Genomic DNA, 20,336 nt, shown 5'->3' on the forward strand with positions numbered 1-20,336 from the left:
GAACTCCGGTGAGTATTTGCTTGCCCTGCCCAATTTTCCCCTCGTTTCCTTACAGGATCATCGTATTGGATCTCTGTCCGGAAACCTCGGGGCACCCCAACCCTCCTGCCAACCGCTGACCGCGACGTTAGCATGAATTGCGCGGCCGACACCGGGATTCCCCCAGGAATTCCCCGCACCGGAACCCGCGTCCGCCCCGCTCGGCTGTGGCGCACCGGGGTAAAACCAACGACAATTCGACCATTGCACCCGAAGAAAAACGCGCAATTGCCTACAGAGTGCCCCGACCTGGCTCTGCGGAGGTTGACCACCACATGACCGAGATCCCCCAGAGTCCTCCGCGGTCCCCCGCTCACCTGGACGACCTGCTCACGGAGGTGCGCACGCACCTCGACCCGGGCCTGTCGGCCCAGGGCCGGATACGGTCCCTGCTGCGGGCAGTGCTGGCCATCGGGGGCGACATGGACCTGACCACGGTGCTCCGCCGCCTCACCGAGGCAGCGGCGGAACTGATCGGCGCGCGGTACGCCGGACTGGGCGTCGTCGACGAGGACGGCGCGTTCACGGAGTTCGTCTCGGTGGGCATGACCCGGGGCCAGGCCGAGCGGATCACCAGGTCTCCCCACGGCCGGGGCGTGCTGGCCGCGCCCCTGGCCGACGGCGCACCGGTGCGCATGACCGACCTGCGGAACCACCCCGACTTCGCGGGCTTCCCCGTCGGCACCCGATGATGTCGAGTTTCCTCGGCGTCCCCGTCCGGGTGCGCGACGAGGTGCTCGGCAACCTGTTCCTGACGGAGAAAGCGGGCGGCGGCGCGTTCGACGAGGAGGACGAGACGGTCGTCAAGGCGCTCGCGACGGCGGCGGGCGTGGCGATCGAGAACGCGCGCCTGTACGAGGAGGCGCGGCTGCGCGAACGGTCGCTGGCCGCGTCGACCGAGATCACCACGCGACTGCTCTCAGGGGCCGACACCGGCCTGGTCCTCGCCCACATGGCCGCCCAGGCACGGGAGATCGGCGACGCCGACATCGCGGTGGTCCTGCTCCCCGACCCCCGTGCCCGGGGACACCTGTTCGCCGAGATCGCGGACGGCCACACCGCCCAGGAAGTCCTCGGGACGCCGGTCGAGGTCGAAGGCACCCCGTGCGGCGAGGTGTACGAGAGCGGCGAGCCCGCGAGCATCCCCGACCTGGCCCGTTCGGGCTGCCCGATGCTCACCCACGGCTACGGTCCGGGGCTGGCGGTGCCGATGGGGACCCCGAACAACACCCGCGGCGTCCTCTTACTCGGCAAGCTCGACGACCGGTCACCGTTCGGCCCGACCGTACGACGCATGCTCCACGGCTTCGCGGTGCAGGTCGGGGTGGCCCTGGAGCTGGCCGAGGCACGGGGCGACAACGAACGGCTGGTCGTCCTGGAGGAGCGGGACCGCATCGCCAAGGACCTGCACGACGTGGTGATCCAGCGGCTGTTCGCGTCAGCGATGACTCTGATGAGCACCATGCGACTGATCGACTCGTCGGAGGCCGAGGAACGGGTCCGGCGCACGATCGACGACCTGGACTCCACCATCCGGGAGATCCGCTCGACCATCTTCGCGCTGCAGAACCCGCCGAGCCGCGAGGACACCTCGCTGCGCGGCGCATCCTGCGGCTGGCGGAGAACTCGGCGCACACCCTGGGCTGCCACCCGGGGGTGAGTCTGGACGGTCCGATCGACGCGTCCGTGCCCGACGAGATCGGCGAGCAGTTGCTCGCGGTCCTCGGCGAGGGGCTGAGCAACGTGGCCCGGCACGCGCGCGCGAGCGAGGTGCACGTGTCCGTGGTCGTGGAGGAGTCGGCGACCACCGGGCGTCCCACCGCACTGACCCTGACGGTGACCGACAACGGCGTGGGGCTGCCCGCGGAGGGCCGCCGCAGCGGACTGCGCAACCTCGACGAACGCGCCCAGGCCCTGGGCGGCGGATTCACGGCGGCCCGGGGCGCGTCCGCGGGCACGGTGCTCACGTGGAAGGTGCCCGTTCCCGACACCGAGGAGCGACCGCTGGACTACTACTGAGCGTGCGGGTGTGCGGTGGATTCTCCGGCGGGTCCGACTCACCCGCTGAGCGACGCCGAGGAGTGGTCTCGGATTCGCCGGCTCGCTCGGGCAGGTCACCACACGCGGTCGGCCGAACGCTCGTGGGCTCGCGGGAGCGCGGTCGAAGAGCCCCACCGCAGTGTCGCCCGCCCGCCCGGGCAGGGAAACCATCAGCGGGACCCGTGGCCCTCGGGGTCCCGCGGCACTGGATCGAGCCCTCGTCATCGGTGACCGCGTCGCAGACCCGGCTCGCGCCGCGACCGACGACGGCCTCGCGGCGGACGGCATCCACGGCACGCGCCTAGTAACGCCGTCCTCGGAGTTCGGCGACAGGACCGCCGCCTGGGTGCGACGCTTGAGGTCGAGCTTGGACAGCAGCGCGGAGACGTAGTTCTTGACGGTCTTCTCCGCGAGGTAGAGCCGCTCCCCGATCTGCCGGTTGGTCAGGCCCTCGCCGATGAGGTCGAGGATCTGGCGCTCCTGCGGGGTCAGCTCGGCCAGCGGGTCGGGTTCGGTCTGGGACCCGCGCAGGCGTTCGAGCATCGCTCCCGTGCTGCCCGAGTCCAGCAGCGACCCGCCCGAGGCCACCGTCCGCACGGCCCCGACGAGGTCCGCGCCGTGGATCTGTTTGAGCACGTATCCCGCGGCGCCCGCCATGACCGCGTCGTAGAGCGCGTCCTCGTCCGCGAACGAGGTGAGCATGAGACAGGCGATCTCCGGGTGGTCGGACCGAATCTCCCTGCAGACCTGCACGCCCGATCCACCGGGCAGCCGCACGTCCAGCACGGCGACGTCCGGCAGCACCACCGGGATCCGGGCGAGCGCCTGCTCCGCGGTCCCCGCCTCGCCGACCACGGTCATGTCGTCCTCGGTCTCCAGGAGCGCCGCCACACCACGGCGGACCACCTCGTGGTCGTCCACGAGGAAGACCCTGATCCGCTCCCGAGCGTCCTCGGTTCCGCCGCCCGTCATCCGCCCATCCCCATCCTGTGTCTCGCGGGTCAGACACCACTCCGCCCTAGACCGTAGCGCCTACCGGGATCGGTGTACGGGTCCTATGGCACGAAGTTCCCCGGGCGAAAGTCCCGGAAAGGGACGATTCACGCGGCCCGGGGAGGGCACCACCTGACGACGTGTGGTGAGGATACGGCTACGGCCTCCGATCCGCCCACGGGCGGGCCAGTTCGAACGCCCGACAGGCCGCCAGGACGCGGGCGTCGGCGTGCCGGGGGCCGACGATCTGGAGGCCGACCGGCAGGCCGGACTCGGAGAAGCCGCACGGGACGCTCGCCGCGGGCTGCTGCGTCATGTTGAAGGGGTAGCTGAACCCCGCCCACGACGTCCACCGCCGCCCCGCCAGCTCCGGTGGAGACTCCAGGCCCGCCTCGAAGGCGACGGTCGGGGTGGCCGGCGTGAGCAGGAGGTCGTAGTCGGTGTGGAACCGCCCCATCCGGGCGCCCATCGCCATCCGCAGGGCCATCGCGGTGAGGTAGTCCTGCGCCGAGAGGGTCAGCCCCTCCTGGACGATCTCCCGGAGCCCGGGGTCCAGCAGGTCGCGCTCCCGGTCGGTGAGCGCCTCGGTGGCCTTGGCCGCGCCCGAGTACCAGAGCACCTCGAACTCGTGCCTGGACGGGGGCAGCCCGGGGTCGACCTCCTCCACCAGGGCGCCCAGTCCCTCGAACACCGTGACCGCTTCCGCGACGGTCCGGGACACCTCGGGGTCGACGTCGAGCCCGCCCAGGGTGGGGCTGTAGGCGACGCGCATCCCGCGTACCAGCTCTTCGGCGTCCGTGCGGCGCCGGACGTCGGCCAGCCCCGGCGCGGGCGGTGCCAGCGCGGCCCAGTCGCGGGGGTCGGGTCCGGTGACGCACTCCAGCATCAGCGCCATGTCGCCGACCGTGCGGGTCAGCGGTCCGGTGTGCGCGAGGGAGCCGAAGGGGCTGGCCGGGTAGTGCGGCACCAGGCCCCAGGTCGGCTTGATTCCGCAGACCCCGGTGAAGCTCGCCGGGATGCGGATGGAGCCGCCGCCGTCGGTCCCGGTGGCGAGCGGTCCCATTCCGGCCGCCACCGCCGCCGCCGACCCGCCGCTGGAACCGCCAGGGGTGGTGGCCAGGTCCCACGGGTTGCGGGTGATCCCGGTGAGCGGGGAGTCGGTGACCCCCTTCCACGCGAGTTCGGGCGTGGTCGTCTTGCCGACGAACACCGCGCCCTGTTCGCGCAGGCGGGCGGTCACCGGGGAGTCCTCGACCCACGGGCCGCCCTGGGCCGTGGTGACCGAGCCCCGCAGGGTGGGCCAGTCCCGGGTGAGGTGGACGTCCTTGACCGAGGTCGGGACCCCGTCCAGGGCGCCGGCGGGCTCCCCGCGGCGCCAACGCTCGGCGGACGCTTGGCCGCCTCGCGCGCCTCCTCCGGGCGGACCAGGCAGAACGCGTTCAACGCGGGATTGTCCTGCTCGATGCGCGCCAGGACGGCGTCGACGGCCTCCACCGGGGACAGCTCTCCCGACGCGTAGGCGGTGAGGAGTTGTTCGGCGGACAGGTCGGCCGGGCCGGTGGGCGCGTCGCCTCGGACGCGCGGCGCCTCCGGGAACGGCCGGCTCGCACCGACAGCCGCACCGTTCCCTCCGATCTCGGTCCGATCGGCACGGATCGTCACTTCAGCCTCCCAGGTCACACCGTGGTCACGGGTCAGCCGGGCACGTAGCCACGGCTCTTGTCGACGACGTTGAGCAGGTCACGCCCGTCGAGGTAGCGGGCGAGGTTGTCCAGGAACAGGTCGACCAGGTCCTCCCGCCAGCCGACGACGTCACCGGACATGTGCGGCGAGACGACGGAGCCGGGCAGTTCCCACAGCGGGGAGTCGGCCGCCAGTGGTTCGTCGTCGAAGACGTCCAGCCCGGCTCCGGCGATCCGGCCCTCCGCGAGGGCGGCCTCCAGGTCGGTCTGGACGACAATGGGCCCGCGCGCCACGTTGATCAGGCGCGCGGTGGGCTTCATGAGGTGGAGGAAGCGGCGGTCCACGAGTCCGCGGGTGGTGTCGGTGAGCGGCGCCGCGACGACCACGTAGTCGGCTCCGGGCAGCGCTGAGACCAGGGTGGCCCCGCCGTCGGCTCCGCGCTCGGCGAGGCTGGACTCGACCACGGAGGTGAAGTCGGGGTCGCCGGAGCGCGCGCGGCTTCCGGAGGCGTGCACGTCCATGCCCATCGCGGCGAGCCCCCGGCCGACGGCGCGGCCGATCGGTCCGGTGCCCACGACCAGCGCGCGCCGCCCCGCCACCCGCTCGGTCTCGCGGTGCCGCCAGCGGCGCTCGCGCTGGAGGTCCCAGCTGCGGTGGAAGTCCTTGGCGAACGCGATCACCTGGCCGACGACGTACTCGGCGATGGGCTGCTCGAAGATCCCGCGCGAGTTGGTGAGCACGACGTCGCTGTCGACCATGCCGGGGAACACGAGGTTGTCCACTCCGGTCGTGGCGGCGTGGACCCACCTCAGCGCGTCGGCTTTGGGCCACGCGGAGGCGAGGGCCTCGGAGAAGAGGTCCCAGACCAGGAGCAGGTCGGTTCCGGGCAGACGGGTGGGCAACTCATCGGCGGTGGTGTAGACGACCTCCCCCAGGCCGGGGTGGTCGTCGATGCGATCGTGTCCGGGCGGGAGGTCCTCCCCGCGGAGAACGAGGAGCCGGGGCCGGTTCGACCTGTTGGGACTGTTCACGGGCGTGCACTCCGTTGGGCGACGAGGGTCTGCTGTGTCGTCTGGGGTGGTGGCTGGTCCGCCCTGCACGAGAAACGCTAGGGAGCTGACATAGGATTGTCAACAATCCACAAACCGGTTGTTCTGCGGCGAAACGGGCCTTCTCGGCCACTCCAGCGAGGTTCGGGATACCCGACCCGCGCGCACCTATTGCCGCGCGAGACCTGTAAACCATAGGATTGTCGACAATCAACACCTCCGTTGGTCCGCGCCCCGAGCCACGCTCACGCGCCGCCGTCGAAGGGACAGCCATTGCCCAGGTACATGACCATCACACTGGCCAAACGCGGAGTATCCTGCGTGGCCGAACTCCTGGAGAAGGACGCTCCGCGCACCTGCGACGCGGTCTGGAACGCGCTCCCACAGGGCGACGCCGTCCAGCACGCCAAGTACGCGCGCAACGAGGTCTACACCATGGTCCCGCGGTTCGCCAAGACCGAACCCGGCCTGGAGAACCCCACCGTCACCCCGGTCCCCGGGGACATCGTCTACTTCTCCTTCGACGGCGGGATGCTCGACCGCTCCTTCAAGGAGGACAAGGGGATCGACCACCTGCCCGGCGTCATCGACCTCGCGCTCTTCTACGGACGCAACAACCTGTTGCTCAACGGCGACGTCGGCTGGGTCCCGGGAAACGTCTTCGCCGCGGTCGTGGAGAACCTGCCGGCCATGGCCGAGGCGTGCAACGACGTCTGGCGCTCCGGCAGCGTCGGCGAACGCCTCCTGTACGAGCGTCTCGAACGTTGACCGGCCGCGTTCCACCGACCGTACGGCCCTCGCCACGCCCATATCCATGCGAACCCACACATTCTCCGGGAGGTGAGTGACCAATGCGGACCGATGGAATCCCCGTGCCCGCCGAGGCACCGGTGCCGAGCACCAGGTCGTCGAACTGGCCGCGGCACAGCAGACACCCTGGCAGTCGGGGGTCGGCGTCATCGCGCCCTACGACTTCGCCCTCGACCGGGAGCTGTGGCGGTGGACACCGGACGACGTCTCACTGCACGTCACGCGGTTGCCGTACGTGCACGTTCCCGTCACGGTGGACCAGGCGGCGGCCCTGAGCACGGAGGAGAACGTCGACCCCGCGGTCCGCGCGCTCCTCGCTCCCGAACCGCTCGCCATCGGCTACGCGTGCGCCTCCGGCAGCTTCGTGCACGGCGCCGAGGGCGAGCGCCGCCTGCACCGAACCATGGTGGCCGCCGGAGCTCCGGCGGCCGTCACCACGTCGGGCGCCCTCGTCCAGGCGCTCGGCGCGCTCGACCTCCGCCGGATCGCGGTCGTCACCCCGTACGTGGACAGCGTGACCGACCGGCTCCTGGCCTTCCTGGGCGAACACGGCGTCGAGGTGACCTCCAGCGTGGGGCTCGGCCTGCTCAGCCACATCTGGCGGGTCACCTACGCGGAGGTGTCCCAGGCGGTGCACGCGGCGGACCGCCCGGACGCCCAGGGCGTCTTCATCAGCTGCACCAACGTCCTCACCTACGACATCATCGCGCCGCTGGAGCGAGAGTTGGGCAAGCCGGTGATCGCGGCCAACCAGGTGACCATGTGGGCGGTGATGAGGGAAGCCAACCGACAGGCCGTCGCCCGTGGACAGAGTCTGCTCGACGTCACGGCACCCAGTGCCGTGTGACCTCCGGCCACACCCACCCGAAGGAGCGCCATGACCCGAGTCGGATTCCTCTACCCCGGTTACAGCGCCGAGGACGACTACGGCACCTTCGCCGCCATGCTCGGCGGCGACGTGGAACTCTCCGTCGTCCACACGCTCATGCGCGAGGACGCCCACCGCGTGGACGCCCTGCTCGACGTCGGGGGTGAGGACGTCCTGGCGGCGGGTGCCCGCGAACTGGCGGGGATGGGCGTGGACGCCGCCGTCTGGGCGTGCACCAGCGGCAGTTTCGTGTTCGGGTGGGAAGGCGCCCGCAAACAGGTCCAAGGGGTGGGCAACATCGCCGGGGTGCCCGCGTCGAGCACCTCGTTCGCGTTCGTGCACGCCCTGCGCCAGCTGCGCGTCACCCGGGTCGCGATCGCCGCCACCTACCCGGACGACGTCGCGCGGCACTTCGTGGACTTCCTCGGCGAGGCCGGCGTCTCGGTGCTCTCGCTGGCCAGCCACGGGATCGACACGGCCGCCGAGGTCGGCTCCTGGACCCGGACGAGGTCCTGGACTTCGTCATCTCCAACGACCACCCGCGCGCCGAGGCGATCCTGGTCCCGGACACCGCGCTGCACAGCGCTGACCTCATCGAACCGATGGAGGCCCTCATCGGCAAGACCGTGCTCACCGCCAACCAGGTGAGCATCTGGGAGGGCATGCGGCTGGCCGGTGCGACGGAGGCCAGGTCGGGACCGGGCACCCTGTTCCGTTCCGGTGCCGCCGCGGTCACCAGCGCGCTGGCCGCCCGTTAGCCTCTGACGACACCCCGGACCCCTTGTCCGCGACGAAAGGAGTGCGGCCCATGCCCGCCCCAGGTCAACTGAGACCCGTGCCCCGGCGTTCGACCGTCGAACTGATCGCCGACCAGCTGCGGTCCGCGATCATGTACGGATCTCTGGCACCGGGGGACCAGCTCGGAGAGGCCGAGCTCGCGGGGCAACTGGGGGTGAGCCGCGGTCCGCTCCGGGAGGCCATGCAGCGGCTCGTCCAGGAGGGGCTCCTGCGCGGCGAACGGCACAGGGGCCTGTTCGTGCGCGAGCTCACCCCGGGCGACGTACGGGACGTCTACGTGGCCAGGCTCGCCGTGGAGCGCGCCGCGTGCGAGCTGATCATGCGTGGAAACCGCGGCGAGGCCCTGGCCCGCCTCACCCCCGCGCTGGACCGGCTGGCCGAGGCGGCGCGGAGCCGGGACCGGACGGCGATGAGCGACGCGGACCAGGCCTTCCACCAGACGCTCGTGAGCTGCTCGGGCAACAGCCGGTTGGAGCGCATGGCCCAGACGCTCCTGGTGGAGACCCGCATGTGCCTGACCGTCATGCAGGACGTGTACCCGGAGCCCGAGGAGATCCTCGACGAGCACCGCCGCATCCTCGACGCCATTGTCGACGGGGCCGAGGAGCGGTTGCTCGATCTGATCGAGTCACACATGTTGGACACGGCCGAACGCATCAACACGGAGCCGCCGGGGGCCGGAGTGTAGGGATCCGCCCTGGGCCGCGGCTCAGGGCGCTGTCATGAACACCGTACGCGGGCGCGGGCGGAATCCTTCGGGGTTCCGCCCGCGCTCGCGTGTAGCGCACTTGACAAGACGGACCTGATCAATAAAGTTGAGCGTGATCGCATCAAGTCACCGACGACAACGTCGACGATGCCTGGAGGTGAAGAGTGATGTTGATGCGCACCGACTCGTTCCGTGAGTTCGACCGGCTCGCCCAGCGGCTTCTGGAGAGCGGCCGTCCGGCGGTCATGCCGATGGACGCCCACCGTGACGGCGACGACTTCGTGGTCCACTTCGACCTGCCCGGTGTCTCCCACGAGAGCATCGACCTGGAGGTCGAGCGCAACGTGCTCACCGTGAAGGCCGAGCGCCCCGGCCCGCGCCGCGACGACGTCGAACCGATCGTGCACGAGCGCCCGAGCGGCACGTTCACCCGCCAGGTCTTCCTCGGCGACGCCCTCGACACCGAGCACATCGACGCGCACTACGAAGACGGTGTACTCACGCTGCGCATCCCGGTGGCCGAGAAGAGCAAGGCACGCAAGATCTCGGTCGGCCACGGCGCCGACCGGGAGGCCGCCGCCATCAGGGCCTGACCGGAGGACGGGGCCGCACACGCCGTGCGGCCCCATGCACCCCGGATCCGGCCACACCCGTCGACCGGTCGGCCCCCTCGGGGTCAGAGCCCGCCGATGCCCACGTACTTGGTGTCCAGGAACTCCTCGATACCCACACGGCCGCCCTCGCGGCCCAGACCGGAGTGCTTCACCCCGCCGAACGGTGCGGCGGGGTTGGAGACAATGCCCTGGTTGAGCCCGACCATCCCCGTCTCCAGCCGCTCGCTGACCCGCAGCGCACGGTTCAGGTCGCGGGTGTAGAGGTAACTGACCAGGCCGAACTCGGTGTCGTTGGCGGCCGCCAGCACCTCCTGCTCCGTCTCGAAGGTGAGCACGGGAGCGACGGGCCCGAAGATCTCGGTGGACGAGAGTTCGCTGTCCATGGGCACGTCGGCGAGCACCGTCGGCTGGTAGAAGTGCCCGGGCCCCTCGCCGGGCCCGCCGCCGACCAGTACGCGCGCTCCCCTGCCGACCGCGTCGTCCACGAGCCCCTGGACCTTCTGACGAGCCTTGTCGTCGATCAGCGGACCGACCTGGACGCCCTCGTCCACGCCGCGCCCCAACCGCAGAGCGCCCATGCGCTCGCTGAGCCGCGCCGCGAACTCGGCGGCCACACCGGACTGGGCGTAGATGCGGTTGGCGGCCGTGCAGGCCTCCCCGATGTTGCGCATCTTGGCGAGCAACGCGCCGTCCACGGCGGCTTCGAGGTCGGCGTCGTCGAAGACCAGGAAGGGCGCGTTGCCGCCCAGCTCCATGGAGGTGCGCAGGACCTGGCCGGCGCTCTGTTCGAGGAGCCTGCGCCCGACCGCCGTCGAGCCGGTGAAGGAGAGCTTGCGGATACGGCCGTCGCTCAGCAGGGGCTCGGTGACGGCCCCGGGTGATGTGGTGGGGATGACGCTGAGGACGCCCTCGGGGAGTCCGGCCTCCGCCAGGACGCCCGCCAACGCGAGGGCGCACAGCGGGGTCTGGTGGGCGGGCTTGAGGATCATCGTGCACCCGGCCGCGATCGCGGGGCCGATCTTGCGGGTGCATCGCCATGGGGAAGTTCCAGGGGGTGATGAGCATCGAGGGGCCTACGGGCTGGCGCATGATGAGGAAGCGCGACCTACCGTCCGGCGATGTCGAGAAGCCGCCCTCGATACGCACGGCCTCCTCGGAGAACCAGCGCAGGAACTCGGCGGCGTAGGCGACCTCACCCCGCGCCTCGGGCAGCGGTTTGCCCATCTCCAGGGTCATGAGGACGGCCAGGTCCTCCTGGCGCTCCATGAGCAACTCGTAGCCGCCGCGCAGGATCTCGCCGCGGGTCCTGGGAGCCACCGCGGCCCACTCGCGCTGGGTCCGCTGGGCGATGTCGAGGGCGGCGAGGGCGTCCTCCTTGCCCGCGTCGGCCACCTCGCACAACGTCTCCCGGGTCGAGGGGTCCTCCACCGGAAACGTGGCCCCGGACGCGGCGTCGCGCCACTGGCCGCCGAGAAAGAGCCGCTTGTCCACCTGTGCGACGACCCGTGCTTCCTGATCCGACATGTTTCCCACTCTCCAGTCACGTACCGACCCGGGTCGACCGCCCGTGGCCGGAACCGCCCGGCGTGAGCCCTCTGGACACCGCCCGACACGGATGCTTCCATAGCACTGTCGATTGTCAACAATCCTACGGAACATGCAACAGGGAAGTGAGACAGCGCATGGCGGAGCTCTCCCCGATCCTCAAGCAGGCGACCCCCGTCCTCGCGGCACGCGGTGAGGGCGTCTACCTCTACGCCGAGGACGACCGCCGCTACCTCGACTTCACCGCGGGCATCGGCGTGACCAGCACCGGCCACTGCCACCCCAGGGTGGTGGCCGCCGCCCAGGAGCAGGTCGCCACACTCGTCCACGGCCAGTACACCACCGTGATGCACCGTCCACTCCTGCGACTCACCGAGCGGCTCGAAGAGGTGCTTCCCCAGGGCGTCGACCGACTGTTCTACGTCAACTCCGGCAGCGAGGCCGTGGAGGCCGCGCTGCGCCTGGCACGGCAGGCGACGGGGCGGCAGAACGTGATCGTGTTCCAGGGGTCCTTCCACGGGCGGACCATGGGCGCGGCGTCGTTGACCACGTCGGGCGTGAAGATTCGCGCGGGGATCGGCCCCCTCGTGCCCGGGGTGGTCGTCGCTCCGTTCCCGTACGCCTACCGGCTGAGGATGTCCGAGGACGAAGCCGTCGCCCACGCGCTGCGCGAGCTCGACTACCAGTTCGCGACGGTGAGCTCGCCCAGGGACACCGCGGCGGTGTTCATCGAGCCGGTCCTGGGCGAGGGCGGCTACGTCCCCGCGCCGGACTCCTTCCTCCAGGGACTGCGCGAGCGCGCGGACCAGCACGGCTTCCTGCTCGTCATGGACGAGGTGCAGACGGGGTTCGGACGGACCGGGACGTTCTGGGGGCACGACCGCTCCGGCGTGCGGCCGGACATCGTCATCACCGCCAAGGGGCTGGCGAGCGGTTTCCCGCTCTCGGCGATCGCGGCCCCGGAGTCGATCATGGCCAAGGCGTGGCCAGGCTCGCAGGGCGGGACCTACGGCGGCAACGCGGTGTCCTGTGCCGCGGCGATCGCCACGCTGGACGTGATCCAGGACGAGGGTCTGGTGGAGAACTCGGCGCGCATGGGTGAACGGCTGCGGCAGGGCCTGGAGAAGGTCGCGGAGGCCCACCCCGCGATCGGGGACGTGCGCGGGCGGGGTCTGATGCTGGCCAGCGAGTTCACCGCGCCCGACGGCTCCCCCGACGCAGCGACCGCGCTGCGGGCCCAGCAGGCCGCCGCGAGGAACGGGCTCCTCCTGCTGACCTGCGGCCCGGCCGGGAACGTGGTCCGGATGATCCCGCCGCTGGTGGTCAACGGGGAGCAGGTCGACACCGCGGTCTCCCTGTGGGCGGCCTCGGTGGAGGAGGCGACCCGGAGCTGAGCCGCGGCCGTCCGTCCCGGGGTGGGTGTCAACGGGGCTCCGCCCCGGGAGCGGACGCGTCTCGGGACGTCCACTGGTCGCCGAGCCCCTCGACGGGGCCCGGGAGAAGCCCCATGTCCTTGGTCACACCGGAAATTGGCGCGAGGCCCTCCCCAGCGCGTGATAGAGTCGGAGACGTCGCCACGGGGCATCGCCATCCGGGCGACACACAACTGAAGACCTGCACTCGTAGCTCAACGGATAGAGCATCTGACTACGGATCAGAAGGTTGGGGGTTCGAGTCCTCCCGAGTGCGCCACCTTGAGACAGTGGAGATACCGCCGGACCTGGACACCACACAGGCCCGGCGGTTTCTTTTGTGCCCCGAGGAGGGCCGTCTCCGGAGCCGCGATGCACATTCAGTGCACATGGCGTCGGTGCCCCCTCAGGCGGCGAGCACCCGCGACCGGGCCGCGTCCATCGCTTCGGCGACCTCGTCCAGGCGGTCGGGGAACAGGTGCCCGTAGCGGTCGAGGGTCATGGTCGCGGTGGCGTGGCCAAGCATCGCTTGGACCACCTTCACGTCCGCCCCGGCCGCGATGGCGAGCGACGCGGCGGTGTGCCGGAGCTTGTGCGGAGTCAGGCCCATGCCGTCGAGCTTGGCCGCCGTGACCGCCTTGCCGAACTCCCGGTTGCGCCAGTTGCGCAGCCGCAGCGCGGCACCGCGGCGGGTGGTGAAGACCAGCGCGTCATCCGGCCGGCCGTCGACGAACGGCCGCAGTTCCTCGGCCAGGAACGGCAGGATCGGGACCGTACGGAACTTGCCCGTCTTCGGAAGCTGCTCGATGAGCGCGCCTTCGACTTCCGCGAAGGCGGTCACGACGCGGATCCGCCGACGGGACAGATCCACCCTGCGACCCGCAGGCTGCGGCCTCGTTCCAGCGCAGGCCGGTGTAGGCGAGCAGGAGGATCAACGCGCGGTTGTTGTGGGCGGACGCGGCCACCTGGTCGTAGGCGGTGCGCAGGGACGCGGCGGCGTTCGCGAGCCGTTCCACCTGGTCGTGGTCGAGGTAGACGTGTTCGGCCTCGGAGGGCTTGGGGAGCGGAACGCCCCGGGCCGGGTTGGTCGGGATACGGCGGGGGACGCACCAGCCCAGGACCATCGCCAGGACCCCGTGTGCCAGCCGGGTCTGGGAGGATCCCAGGTTGGCGCCGCCCTCGTCCCGCGGCTTCTGGAGCTGGGCCACCCAGACGGCGACGTCCTCGGTGTGCACTGCCGAGAGCGGGAGGTCTCCCCAACGGGGAAGGACGTGGGTGTCGAGGAGTGCGCGGTACTTCCACCAGGTCGAGCGCTTGATGTCCGTTCGGGCGGTCAGCCACTTCTCGGCCATCTCCCCCACCGTCACCTTGCCGTCGTGCGGGTTGCGGTAGGAGCCCTCGTGGAGGCTGTTCTCGATCTCGGTCTGTCGCTTCTCGGCGTCCGGCTTCTTCTTGAAGGTTCCGCCGCTCTTGATCTTGCCGGAGGGGTCGTAGTAGCGGACCATCCAGCGGGCGGGCGGTGTGCGTTTGGCGTCCTTGGCCTTCCTCACGGCCTCGTTGTACGTCTTGTCCTTCGTGCGGTCGTAGACCCACGCGCGAGCCATCAGGGGGCTTCCTTTCAGGGGGTGGAGGGTTAGCGGGATCGGACCCAGGCGTGGACCTCGTCCGGGAGGTAGCGCACGTACCGACCGACGCGATGGGAAGGAGGGCCATCGCCCTTGTACCGCCATTCGTAGAGCGTCTTCGCTGGAACACCGAGGTAGGCGGCGGTGTCCTTCACCGACCACAAGGCAGCCCCGGTACGCGCATGAGGAACGGTCTGAGTGGTTGTCGTGTGGGTCATGCGGCCCTCGTCTCGTGCGTTGCCGAATGATCGTTCTGCCGTGCCGCGTCCAGTTGTGCACGACGTTTGAGGGACTCACCGACCGCCCGGAGTAGCCGCCGTTCCCGGGGAGCCACGTCCGGATCGGTCGGACGCGCGAGTTCCCACGCGAATCGGCCGGAATTGACCGAGGTCAGCGCCCGTGAGGATGGATCGTTCTCGTCCTCCTGGCCCTCGTTGTTCGGGTCGATCCCCAGCGCGTCCAGGACCCAGGCCAGCCGGTCCGCCTTGTGGTCGGCGAGGGTCTTGCCCGACCACTTGCGGGAGACCAGGACCCGCCGTCCGGCGTAGCCCAGGTGTTCGCGGCGGTGTGCCTTGGACCGGCAGAACCCCGGACGAAGGCCCGCTTTGGGCTGGTCGGGTTGGATGCCGTAGCGGAGCCAGTTCGCGCACCGGGGCGAGCACGGTTCGAACCGCAACGCGTCCAACAACCGGTCCACGTGCTGTTCCTGGGAGAGGGTTTCGACCTTGTGGCACTCGGCGATGTCCTTGGTCAGGTACTTGGCCAGGTACCGGACGCACCGGTCCGCGTCCGCCGACCCAGCAACCACGCCTTTGGCGTCCACCTGTCGGCCGAACTTCACCACGTGATGAGGCTGCGCGTCCGGGGCCTCGTCCAGGACGTCCAGTGCCTCGTCCCAGGTGGGCAGGAGTTCGCCGGTCGACGGGTCGACATAGACACCTGTCGCTTCGTCCCACACCGGCAGGTGGTCACCCTCGAACACCACGTGATCGACGTTCGGCCACCACACCTGGTGGTAGGTCGCGGCGGCGATCTGGCGCAGCTCGGCCCGGGGGATCGTTCCCCTGGTGGCCATGTGCAGATGTGGGGCCAACCGGCGTTGGGGTTCGACGGCCGCGAAGTACTGCACGTCGAATCCGGCGACCCGGCGGAGGTTCTGCACGAACCGGTCCACGAGCTTGGAGAAGTGCAGCGCGTCCCGAGCCGCCCGCCGGTAGTCGTACGTCGTCGGATCCACCGGGGTCCCGTCCGAGCGGACACGGCCGTAGGAGTCGAGGGTGAGGGTGATGAACAGTGACGGTCGGAAGGTCCGGCCGGTGTTGGGGTCGGTGTAGGCCCGCCCGACCGTCTTCCTGGTCATGGGTCGCTTGGGAAGGTCCGGGACGTCCTGACGCCGCTTGGTGGAGCGCACCCGACGTGACCCCGACGAGGAGGAGCCCGAGCGGGTCACCGAACCCCGGAGGCCGGAAGCGGTGATCTCCTCGTCCAGGTCCGCGATGGTCGCGTCCAGTTCGGCCAGATCCTCAGCCGACGCCGAACCTGTGGAGGCGAGTCGGTCGCGTTCGGCGGTGATCACGGCGCGCTGTTCCACCCAGGAGCGTTGCACCTCGGACGGCGGGTCAGGCTCCACCACCGGTTCAGAAGCCAGGTGCCAGCCCTCCTCACACTGCGTCCGCCGCAGGGATCGTTTCCGTTTGGCGCAGGCAGGGCAGCGGGATTCGAGGGTGGACCCGCACGGGACGTCGATGATCTCGGTGGCACCGGTGGTGATGTCGGTGCGTCGAAGGGAGACCGGGCGGATGCACACCCCGTGGTCGGCGGCGACCTGTTCGGCGACCTCGCGGGCCAGGGGTTGCGCGAGCCGTTCGGCCCGGGTCGACTTACCGGTAGGAGTCGGCATCAACCCACCCCCACGACCACAGAGCGGGAGACCCCCACCGCATGCAGCCCCAAAGACCGAGGACCGGCATGATTTTCCACTGGATTGGGTGCCTGGTCTTCATCCCCTTCCTGGGGTGGCACATGTGGGTCTTCGAGGACGGCCGGTGGAAGGTCCTGCCCCTCGTCTGGGTGCTGTTCCTGTGGTTCCTGATCCGGGACACCCGCGAGTACCGGCGCTCGATGCGTGAGTACCTGGAACACCAGGCCACCCAGAGCCCGGAGGAGGAATCCACCCCGTAGGCCCGCCCACAACCGATCTGGGGTTTCGTCATGAACAGATCCGATGTGTTCCGTGTAGCCATGACGGTTCTGCCGTACCTGATCTGGATGGTTCTGCTTGCTTACGGGAGCGAGACTGCCCAGTTGGTCTGGATCGGCATTTGCGGTCTGGTCCTGATCACCGCGTTCATGGTCACTCGGCGAATGCGTAGAGCGCAGGATCATGAGGCCCCTCCATCCGATGAAGGGTCCGCCCTGTAGAACCATCTGACGTCGATCTAGGGTTTCGTCATGGACACACCACAACGCCTCATGTTCTGGGCGAGCTTCCCAGGGATGCTGCTGTCCGGGATGCTGTCGATCCACGTTGGTCTGTTGGCAGCATTCGCCGGGGTGGGGGTTTGGTTCGCGCTGGTGATCCTGTGGACTGAGTGGTACCGACGCAAACGCGGTCATCACTCCACCTCCCAAGGCTCAGATCCGTAAGCGTCGGTCATGGCGGTGATGTCGTCGTCGGACACGTACGCCGCCCGCACCCGTACCGGTGCCGGGGAGCCCTCCATCCGGACGTAGCCCACCCCGGCAAGCCCCGGGTCGATCAGATGCGCGTTCGCCCCACGGTCCCGAGCACCTTCCCCAAGGATCATGTCCACCTGCGATGCCTCGTCCAGCCGGAGCGCGACCTTGTCCGGGAACAGGTTGCGCAGGTTCATCACCTCCTTACGCGGGTCTTGGAGAGCGGCCAGGACCGCGAACCCGACCGAACGCCCCTGCGAGGTGAGCGTGGCGATCGCGTTCTCGGCGCGGCGGCGCACGTCGCGGTCGGGGTGGTAGGCGGTCAGGAACGCCACCTCGTCCAGCACCACCAACACGAACGGATCCGCCGTGGTGGGGACGTGGGAGCGCTGGCGACCGGCATAGCGTCGTGCCCGGTCCTGCATGTCCGCCACCGCGAGTTCCAGCACGGCCACCGCGGATTCGCCGTCATCGGCGTACCGGGCGAACAGGCCCCGGCCGTAGGACAGCTCCATCCGCTTGGGATCGATCGCCCACACCTGTGCCGTGCCATCAGCAACGGCGGGGAGCATGGCACGGATGGCGGACCAGATCACCGACCCCTTCCCCGACCCGGTCACCCCAGCCACCAGCACATGCGTCCCGTGGAGCCGCAGCCGCCACTCGGACCCGTCCTCACACACCCCCACCGGCAGCGCGAACAGGTCCACCTCGTCCGCAACGTCGAAGGCAGCCAGGGGTTCGGCCAACGTGTCGTGGCGGGGGAACTCCAGGGTGATCCGCCGAGGCCCCTCCACCACCACACGACACGACGGAGCACCGAACCCGTGCGCCAGCTCGGCCACGCGGGTCTCGAAGTCGGCCGGGGAGGTTCCGGCCACCAGGGTCACCCGGACCCGGTCGGCCCAGGAGGTGCACACCACCCGGCGGATGCGGGGCAAGTAGCGGCGTTCCTGGTAGGACTCGGCCAGGCCGGAGATGACCAGGACGGGTTGCCAGTGCCGACGGTAGACGAACACGTGCCGCCACCACGCCAACAGGCGCAGGGTGACGCAGACCCGGAAGGAGTCCGGCCACACGCGCCACCACACCACCGCAGTGACCGTGGCGGTTGCCCACAGCACGGCCAGGCCCAGCCAGCCGAACCACCACCACGCCGCAGCCGAGGAAGCCAGCGAGGCGACCATGACGGGGAACCGGAACGGCGACGTGACCAGGAACCGGACCAACCGCCACACCCACGAGGCGAGCACGACGATCCCGGGAGTCTCCACGATCGGAGTCGTCCACCGCACCCCCTGAGCCGGAGACGGCAACGTCGGGGACGTCTGAGTGGCACCCACCTTGGACGGCATCAGAACTCACCGCCCATCTCGGCCTCGATCCGAGCCAGGACCCGATCACGGTCGGCACGGGCGCGAGCGGCGAACCGGGCCGCGTCCGGGTTACCGCGATCGGCCAGCAGGGCGAACACGCGAGCCTTGAAGTCGAAGAACTCGGCGCGTTCGGCGTCCGTGGAGGGCGGCGAGTCCACCGCGTCCAGGAACAACCGCACCAGCTCAGCGCCGGTCAGAGTGGACAGGTCAGGTCCGTTATCGGACATACTGAAGACACCTCTTCTGAGATTTCGCAGTCGCAGGAGGGATTCAGGGGCGGCCACGGTGTTGCAGCACCAGGCCGCCCCGCTTCATGCACGCCTCAGGCGGCGTCCTTGGTCTGGGAGCGACGACCACCACCGGCAGCACCGGGAGCCTTCACGCCCCGAGCCCGCAGGGAGTACGCCACCCGGGGGCGACGACCGTTGTCGTCCACGTAGGGCATCACAGCCATGGATTCGAATTCGATCGGGCGGAACGGCAGCCCGGGGACCTCGTCCGGCAGCGTCGGGCACACTTCGGCGGCGACCTTGACCTTGACCGACTTGGCCTTGCCCCGCGCCTCCGGGTCGGCGTCGATCACGTCCACCGCCCACAACGGCAACCCCGAGTCCTTGTCCAGCTGCGGACGCTTGGTCTCGAAGTCCGTGATCGCCTCCACCCCCAGAGCGAAGGCCCCGTGCGGGAACACGGTTCCGAACTCCACCGGCAACGCACCCTGAATGGCCATCGATCAGCCTTCCTCGTGATGTTCACTCATCCACTCGTTCGGTCAAGTTGGAGTCAGAATAACCGGCCAGACTTGATCGGACAAGTAGATAAGTGGCCGGTGTTTGCCCGCGTCTACACGGCGGGGTAGGAGTCCTCCAGTTCGTGCAGGTCACCCGGGAGGACCACCTCAGCGACAGCGATCACGTCACCCGAGGCATCCAATATCCGAGCGGTGATCCCCAGCACGGGCGTCCCCTCGTCCAGTCCGAGCGCCCCGCGTTCAGCGTCCGAGGCAAGGCGTGCCGAGAGGCGTTCCACGACCTTGGAGGGCCGCAACTGCTTGACCATCTGCACGTGTTCACGCGCACCGATGCTGATCGGCTGCTCTTCACCCAGGTCGGTGCCTTCAGCGACGTCCAGGGGGAACCACAGGGTGACCAGTTCACTCGGTTCGTCCTCGTTCAGGACCAGGCGCTGCCGCGTGATCGCCGGAGACCCCTCGGGCACACCGACCGCCTCAGCAACGCGAGCGGGCACGGAAGCGCGACCCGCCTTCAGGATGCGATTACGCGCGACCTCCTCCGAGGCGTCGAAGGCACTGGCCCCGGCATGGGAGCGTTCGGAACTCTGCTGCGGCACCCCGCGCACGAACGAACCGCGACCGTGTTCGCGTTCGATCCATCCCTGCATACTCAGGATCTGCAAGGCCCGCACCACTGTGGAGCGTCCGGCCCCGAACTCGCGCACCATCCGGGATTCAGAGGGAAGCATCTCCCCCACCGGTACGTGCCGTCTTCGATGCGCTCTTGGATCGCCCGCACGATCTGTACGTACTTGGGCGGAGCGAACTCCAGACTCGACATGATGTCCACCTGGTGACTCTAGTACTCGTATGGTCGAGTAGCTTACTTGTGTGGTTTCACCCTGTCAGCAGGCGGGGGCACATTTGAGCCCCAGACGCGATCAGGGGACACGGTGGAAAGCACACCGGAGGAGGTGTGCACGTCACCGTGTGAGAAAGAGGCCCGCGTGCCTGGTCGCCGTGGTCTCGAAGAGACGTCAGGGCACGCGGGGGTTCTCAGAAGGGGCGCCAGCGATCAGCGCGTTCGACGGTGTAGACCCGCAGGTTGTCCGCAGTCGCCCCACACACCGCCCGGCGTTCGGCCTCCACCAAGGCGGCGGCGACCAGGGCCACGTCACGGCTTGCCGCCTCGTCCGTCGAGGACAGCACCGGGGGCACGATGTGCCGGACATGGGTGCACTCGGCCCCGTCGAACTCGTGGCAGAGGCCGACCACGTAGGTCATGCGCAGCCGCCGTCGCGCGATCGTCTCGGGCAGCACGCATCGGATCCGCTGCACCAGCGAGGTTCCGTCCGGTTGGGGGGAC

Annotated in this window: 17 protein-coding genes, 1 tRNA gene and 7 pseudogenes; 12 read left to right on the plus strand and 13 right to left on the minus strand. The window is 69.7% G+C overall.

Annotation, left to right across the window (positions count from 1 at the left end):
• Nucleotides 1-461: 461 nt before the first annotated feature.
• From BJF83_RS31260 to BJF83_RS29780, 4 genes and pseudogenes are all read left to right on the plus strand, one after another.
• Nucleotides 462-731 (plus strand): GAF domain-containing protein, encoded by a 270-nt coding sequence (locus BJF83_RS31260; RefSeq protein WP_394329367.1) that lies wholly within the window; start codon nt 462-464, stop codon nt 729-731.
• Nucleotides 662-1,315 (plus strand): annotated as a pseudogene (locus BJF83_RS29770) (GAF domain-containing protein); the annotation flags it as partial. The gene BJF83_RS31260 and the pseudogene BJF83_RS29770, both read left to right, overlap by 70 nt.
• 18 nt (nt 1,316-1,333) lie before the next feature.
• On the plus strand, nt 1,334-1,699 hold the full coding sequence (locus tag BJF83_RS29775) for a histidine kinase (protein WP_262391725.1): 366 nt from the start codon (nt 1,334-1,336) through the stop codon (nt 1,697-1,699).
• A complete protein-coding gene (locus tag BJF83_RS29780) occupies nt 1,696-2,058 on the plus strand; it encodes a sensor histidine kinase (protein WP_262391726.1) in 363 nt (120 codons plus the stop codon). Before BJF83_RS29775 ends, BJF83_RS29780 begins: the two co-directional genes overlap by 4 nt.
• 322 nt (nt 2,059-2,380) lie before the next feature.
• Here BJF83_RS29780 and BJF83_RS20565 read toward each other — a convergent pair.
• The 3 genes and pseudogenes from BJF83_RS20565 to BJF83_RS20575 form a co-directional block, all read right to left on the minus strand.
• A pseudogene (locus BJF83_RS20565) lies at nt 2,381-3,051 on the minus strand (response regulator).
• 178 nt (nt 3,052-3,229) lie between these two features.
• Nucleotides 3,230-4,734 (minus strand): annotated as a pseudogene (locus BJF83_RS20570) (amidase).
• A 32-nt stretch (nt 4,735-4,766) separates the two neighbouring features.
• Nucleotides 4,767-5,786: a D-2-hydroxyacid dehydrogenase gene (locus BJF83_RS20575; RefSeq protein WP_075927598.1), complete on the minus strand. Its 1,020-nt coding sequence runs from the start codon at nt 5,784-5,786 to the stop codon at nt 4,767-4,769.
• Nucleotides 5,787-6,089: 303 nt separating this feature from the next.
• Between BJF83_RS20575 and BJF83_RS20580 the strand changes: the two genes are divergently transcribed.
• The 5 genes and pseudogenes from BJF83_RS20580 to BJF83_RS20600 all read left to right on the plus strand — a co-directional run bounded on the left by BJF83_RS20580 (nt 6,090) and on the right by BJF83_RS20600 (nt 9,582).
• A complete protein-coding gene (locus tag BJF83_RS20580) occupies nt 6,090-6,572 on the plus strand; it encodes a DUF3830 family protein (RefSeq protein WP_075927599.1) in 483 nt (160 codons plus the stop codon).
• Nucleotides 6,573-6,648: 76 nt separating this feature from the next.
• The gene (locus BJF83_RS20585; RefSeq protein WP_075927600.1) at nt 6,649-7,461 is read left to right on the plus strand and encodes an Asp/Glu racemase; all 813 of its coding nucleotides are present in this window, start codon (nt 6,649-6,651) and stop codon (nt 7,459-7,461) included.
• Between the two features lie 30 nt (nt 7,462-7,491).
• Nucleotides 7,492-8,240: pseudogene (locus BJF83_RS20590) on the plus strand (maleate cis-trans isomerase).
• A 50-nt stretch (nt 8,241-8,290) separates the two neighbouring features.
• Entirely contained in the window at nt 8,291-8,968 is a 678-nt protein-coding gene (locus BJF83_RS20595) for a GntR family transcriptional regulator (RefSeq protein WP_075927601.1), read from the plus strand.
• Between the two features lie 188 nt (nt 8,969-9,156).
• Nucleotides 9,157-9,582: an Hsp20/alpha crystallin family protein gene (locus BJF83_RS20600; protein ID WP_075927602.1), complete on the plus strand. Its 426-nt coding sequence runs from the start codon at nt 9,157-9,159 to the stop codon at nt 9,580-9,582.
• A gap of 83 nt (nt 9,583-9,665) precedes the next feature.
• Here the strand turns inward: BJF83_RS20600 and BJF83_RS20605 are convergent.
• Nucleotides 9,666-11,127: pseudogene (locus tag BJF83_RS20605) on the minus strand (NAD-dependent succinate-semialdehyde dehydrogenase).
• 158 nt (nt 11,128-11,285) lie between these two features.
• On the opposite strand from BJF83_RS20605, the gene BJF83_RS20610 reads away from it, so the two are divergent.
• Nucleotides 11,286-12,542, plus strand: coding sequence for an aspartate aminotransferase family protein (locus tag BJF83_RS20610; protein WP_075927603.1), 1,257 nt, complete (start codon nt 11,286-11,288; stop codon nt 12,540-12,542).
• Nucleotides 12,543-12,764: 222 nt separating this feature from the next.
• Nucleotides 12,765-12,840, plus strand: a tRNA-Arg gene (locus BJF83_RS20615).
• A gap of 126 nt (nt 12,841-12,966) precedes the next feature.
• Here the strand turns inward: BJF83_RS20615 and BJF83_RS29785 are convergent.
• From BJF83_RS29785 to BJF83_RS20630, 4 genes and pseudogenes are all read right to left on the minus strand, one after another.
• Complete coding sequence (locus BJF83_RS29785; protein ID WP_262391724.1) at nt 12,967-13,401, minus strand: tyrosine-type recombinase/integrase; 435 nt, start codon at nt 13,399-13,401, stop codon at nt 12,967-12,969.
• Nucleotides 13,402-13,816: 415 nt separating this feature from the next.
• Nucleotides 13,817-14,290, minus strand: a pseudogene (locus BJF83_RS30660) (hypothetical protein); the annotation flags it as partial.
• Nucleotides 14,194-14,403 (minus strand): AlpA family transcriptional regulator, encoded by a 210-nt coding sequence (locus BJF83_RS20625; protein ID WP_075927604.1) that lies wholly within the window; start codon nt 14,401-14,403, stop codon nt 14,194-14,196. The pseudogene BJF83_RS30660 and the gene BJF83_RS20625, both read right to left, overlap by 97 nt.
• Complete coding sequence (locus BJF83_RS20630; protein WP_075927605.1) at nt 14,400-16,085, minus strand: replication initiator; 1,686 nt, start codon at nt 16,083-16,085, stop codon at nt 14,400-14,402. Before BJF83_RS20630 ends, BJF83_RS20625 begins: the two co-directional genes overlap by 4 nt.
• Nucleotides 16,086-16,153: 68 nt before the next feature.
• On the opposite strand from BJF83_RS20630, the gene BJF83_RS20635 reads away from it, so the two are divergent.
• The gene (locus BJF83_RS20635; protein ID WP_075927606.1) at nt 16,154-16,366 is read left to right on the plus strand and encodes a hypothetical protein; all 213 of its coding nucleotides are present in this window, start codon (nt 16,154-16,156) and stop codon (nt 16,364-16,366) included.
• Between the two features lie 434 nt (nt 16,367-16,800).
• Here BJF83_RS20635 and BJF83_RS20645 read toward each other — a convergent pair whose 3' ends face one another.
• From BJF83_RS20645 to BJF83_RS20665, 5 genes and pseudogenes are all read right to left on the minus strand, one after another.
• Entirely contained in the window at nt 16,801-18,216 is a 1,416-nt protein-coding gene (locus tag BJF83_RS20645; RefSeq protein ID WP_075927608.1) for an FtsK/SpoIIIE domain-containing protein, read from the minus strand.
• Nucleotides 18,216-18,464: a hypothetical protein gene (locus tag BJF83_RS20650; RefSeq protein ID WP_075927609.1), complete on the minus strand. Its 249-nt coding sequence runs from the start codon at nt 18,462-18,464 to the stop codon at nt 18,216-18,218. Before BJF83_RS20650 ends, BJF83_RS20645 begins: the two co-directional genes overlap by 1 nt.
• 95 nt (nt 18,465-18,559) lie before the next feature.
• The gene (locus BJF83_RS20655; protein WP_075927610.1) at nt 18,560-18,967 is read right to left on the minus strand and encodes a plasmid replication, integration and excision activator; all 408 of its coding nucleotides are present in this window, start codon (nt 18,965-18,967) and stop codon (nt 18,560-18,562) included.
• A 113-nt stretch (nt 18,968-19,080) separates the two neighbouring features.
• Nucleotides 19,081-19,820: pseudogene (locus BJF83_RS20660) on the minus strand (GntR family transcriptional regulator).
• Nucleotides 19,821-20,026: 206 nt separating this feature from the next.
• Nucleotides 20,027-20,336: hypothetical protein (locus BJF83_RS20665; RefSeq protein ID WP_075927611.1), on the minus strand; the 310-nt coding region annotated here is incomplete at its 5' end.

It is taken from the genome of Nocardiopsis sp. CNR-923, from assembly GCF_001942255.1.
In the GTDB taxonomy this organism is placed as follows: Bacteria; Actinomycetota; Actinomycetes; order Streptosporangiales; family Streptosporangiaceae; genus Nocardiopsis.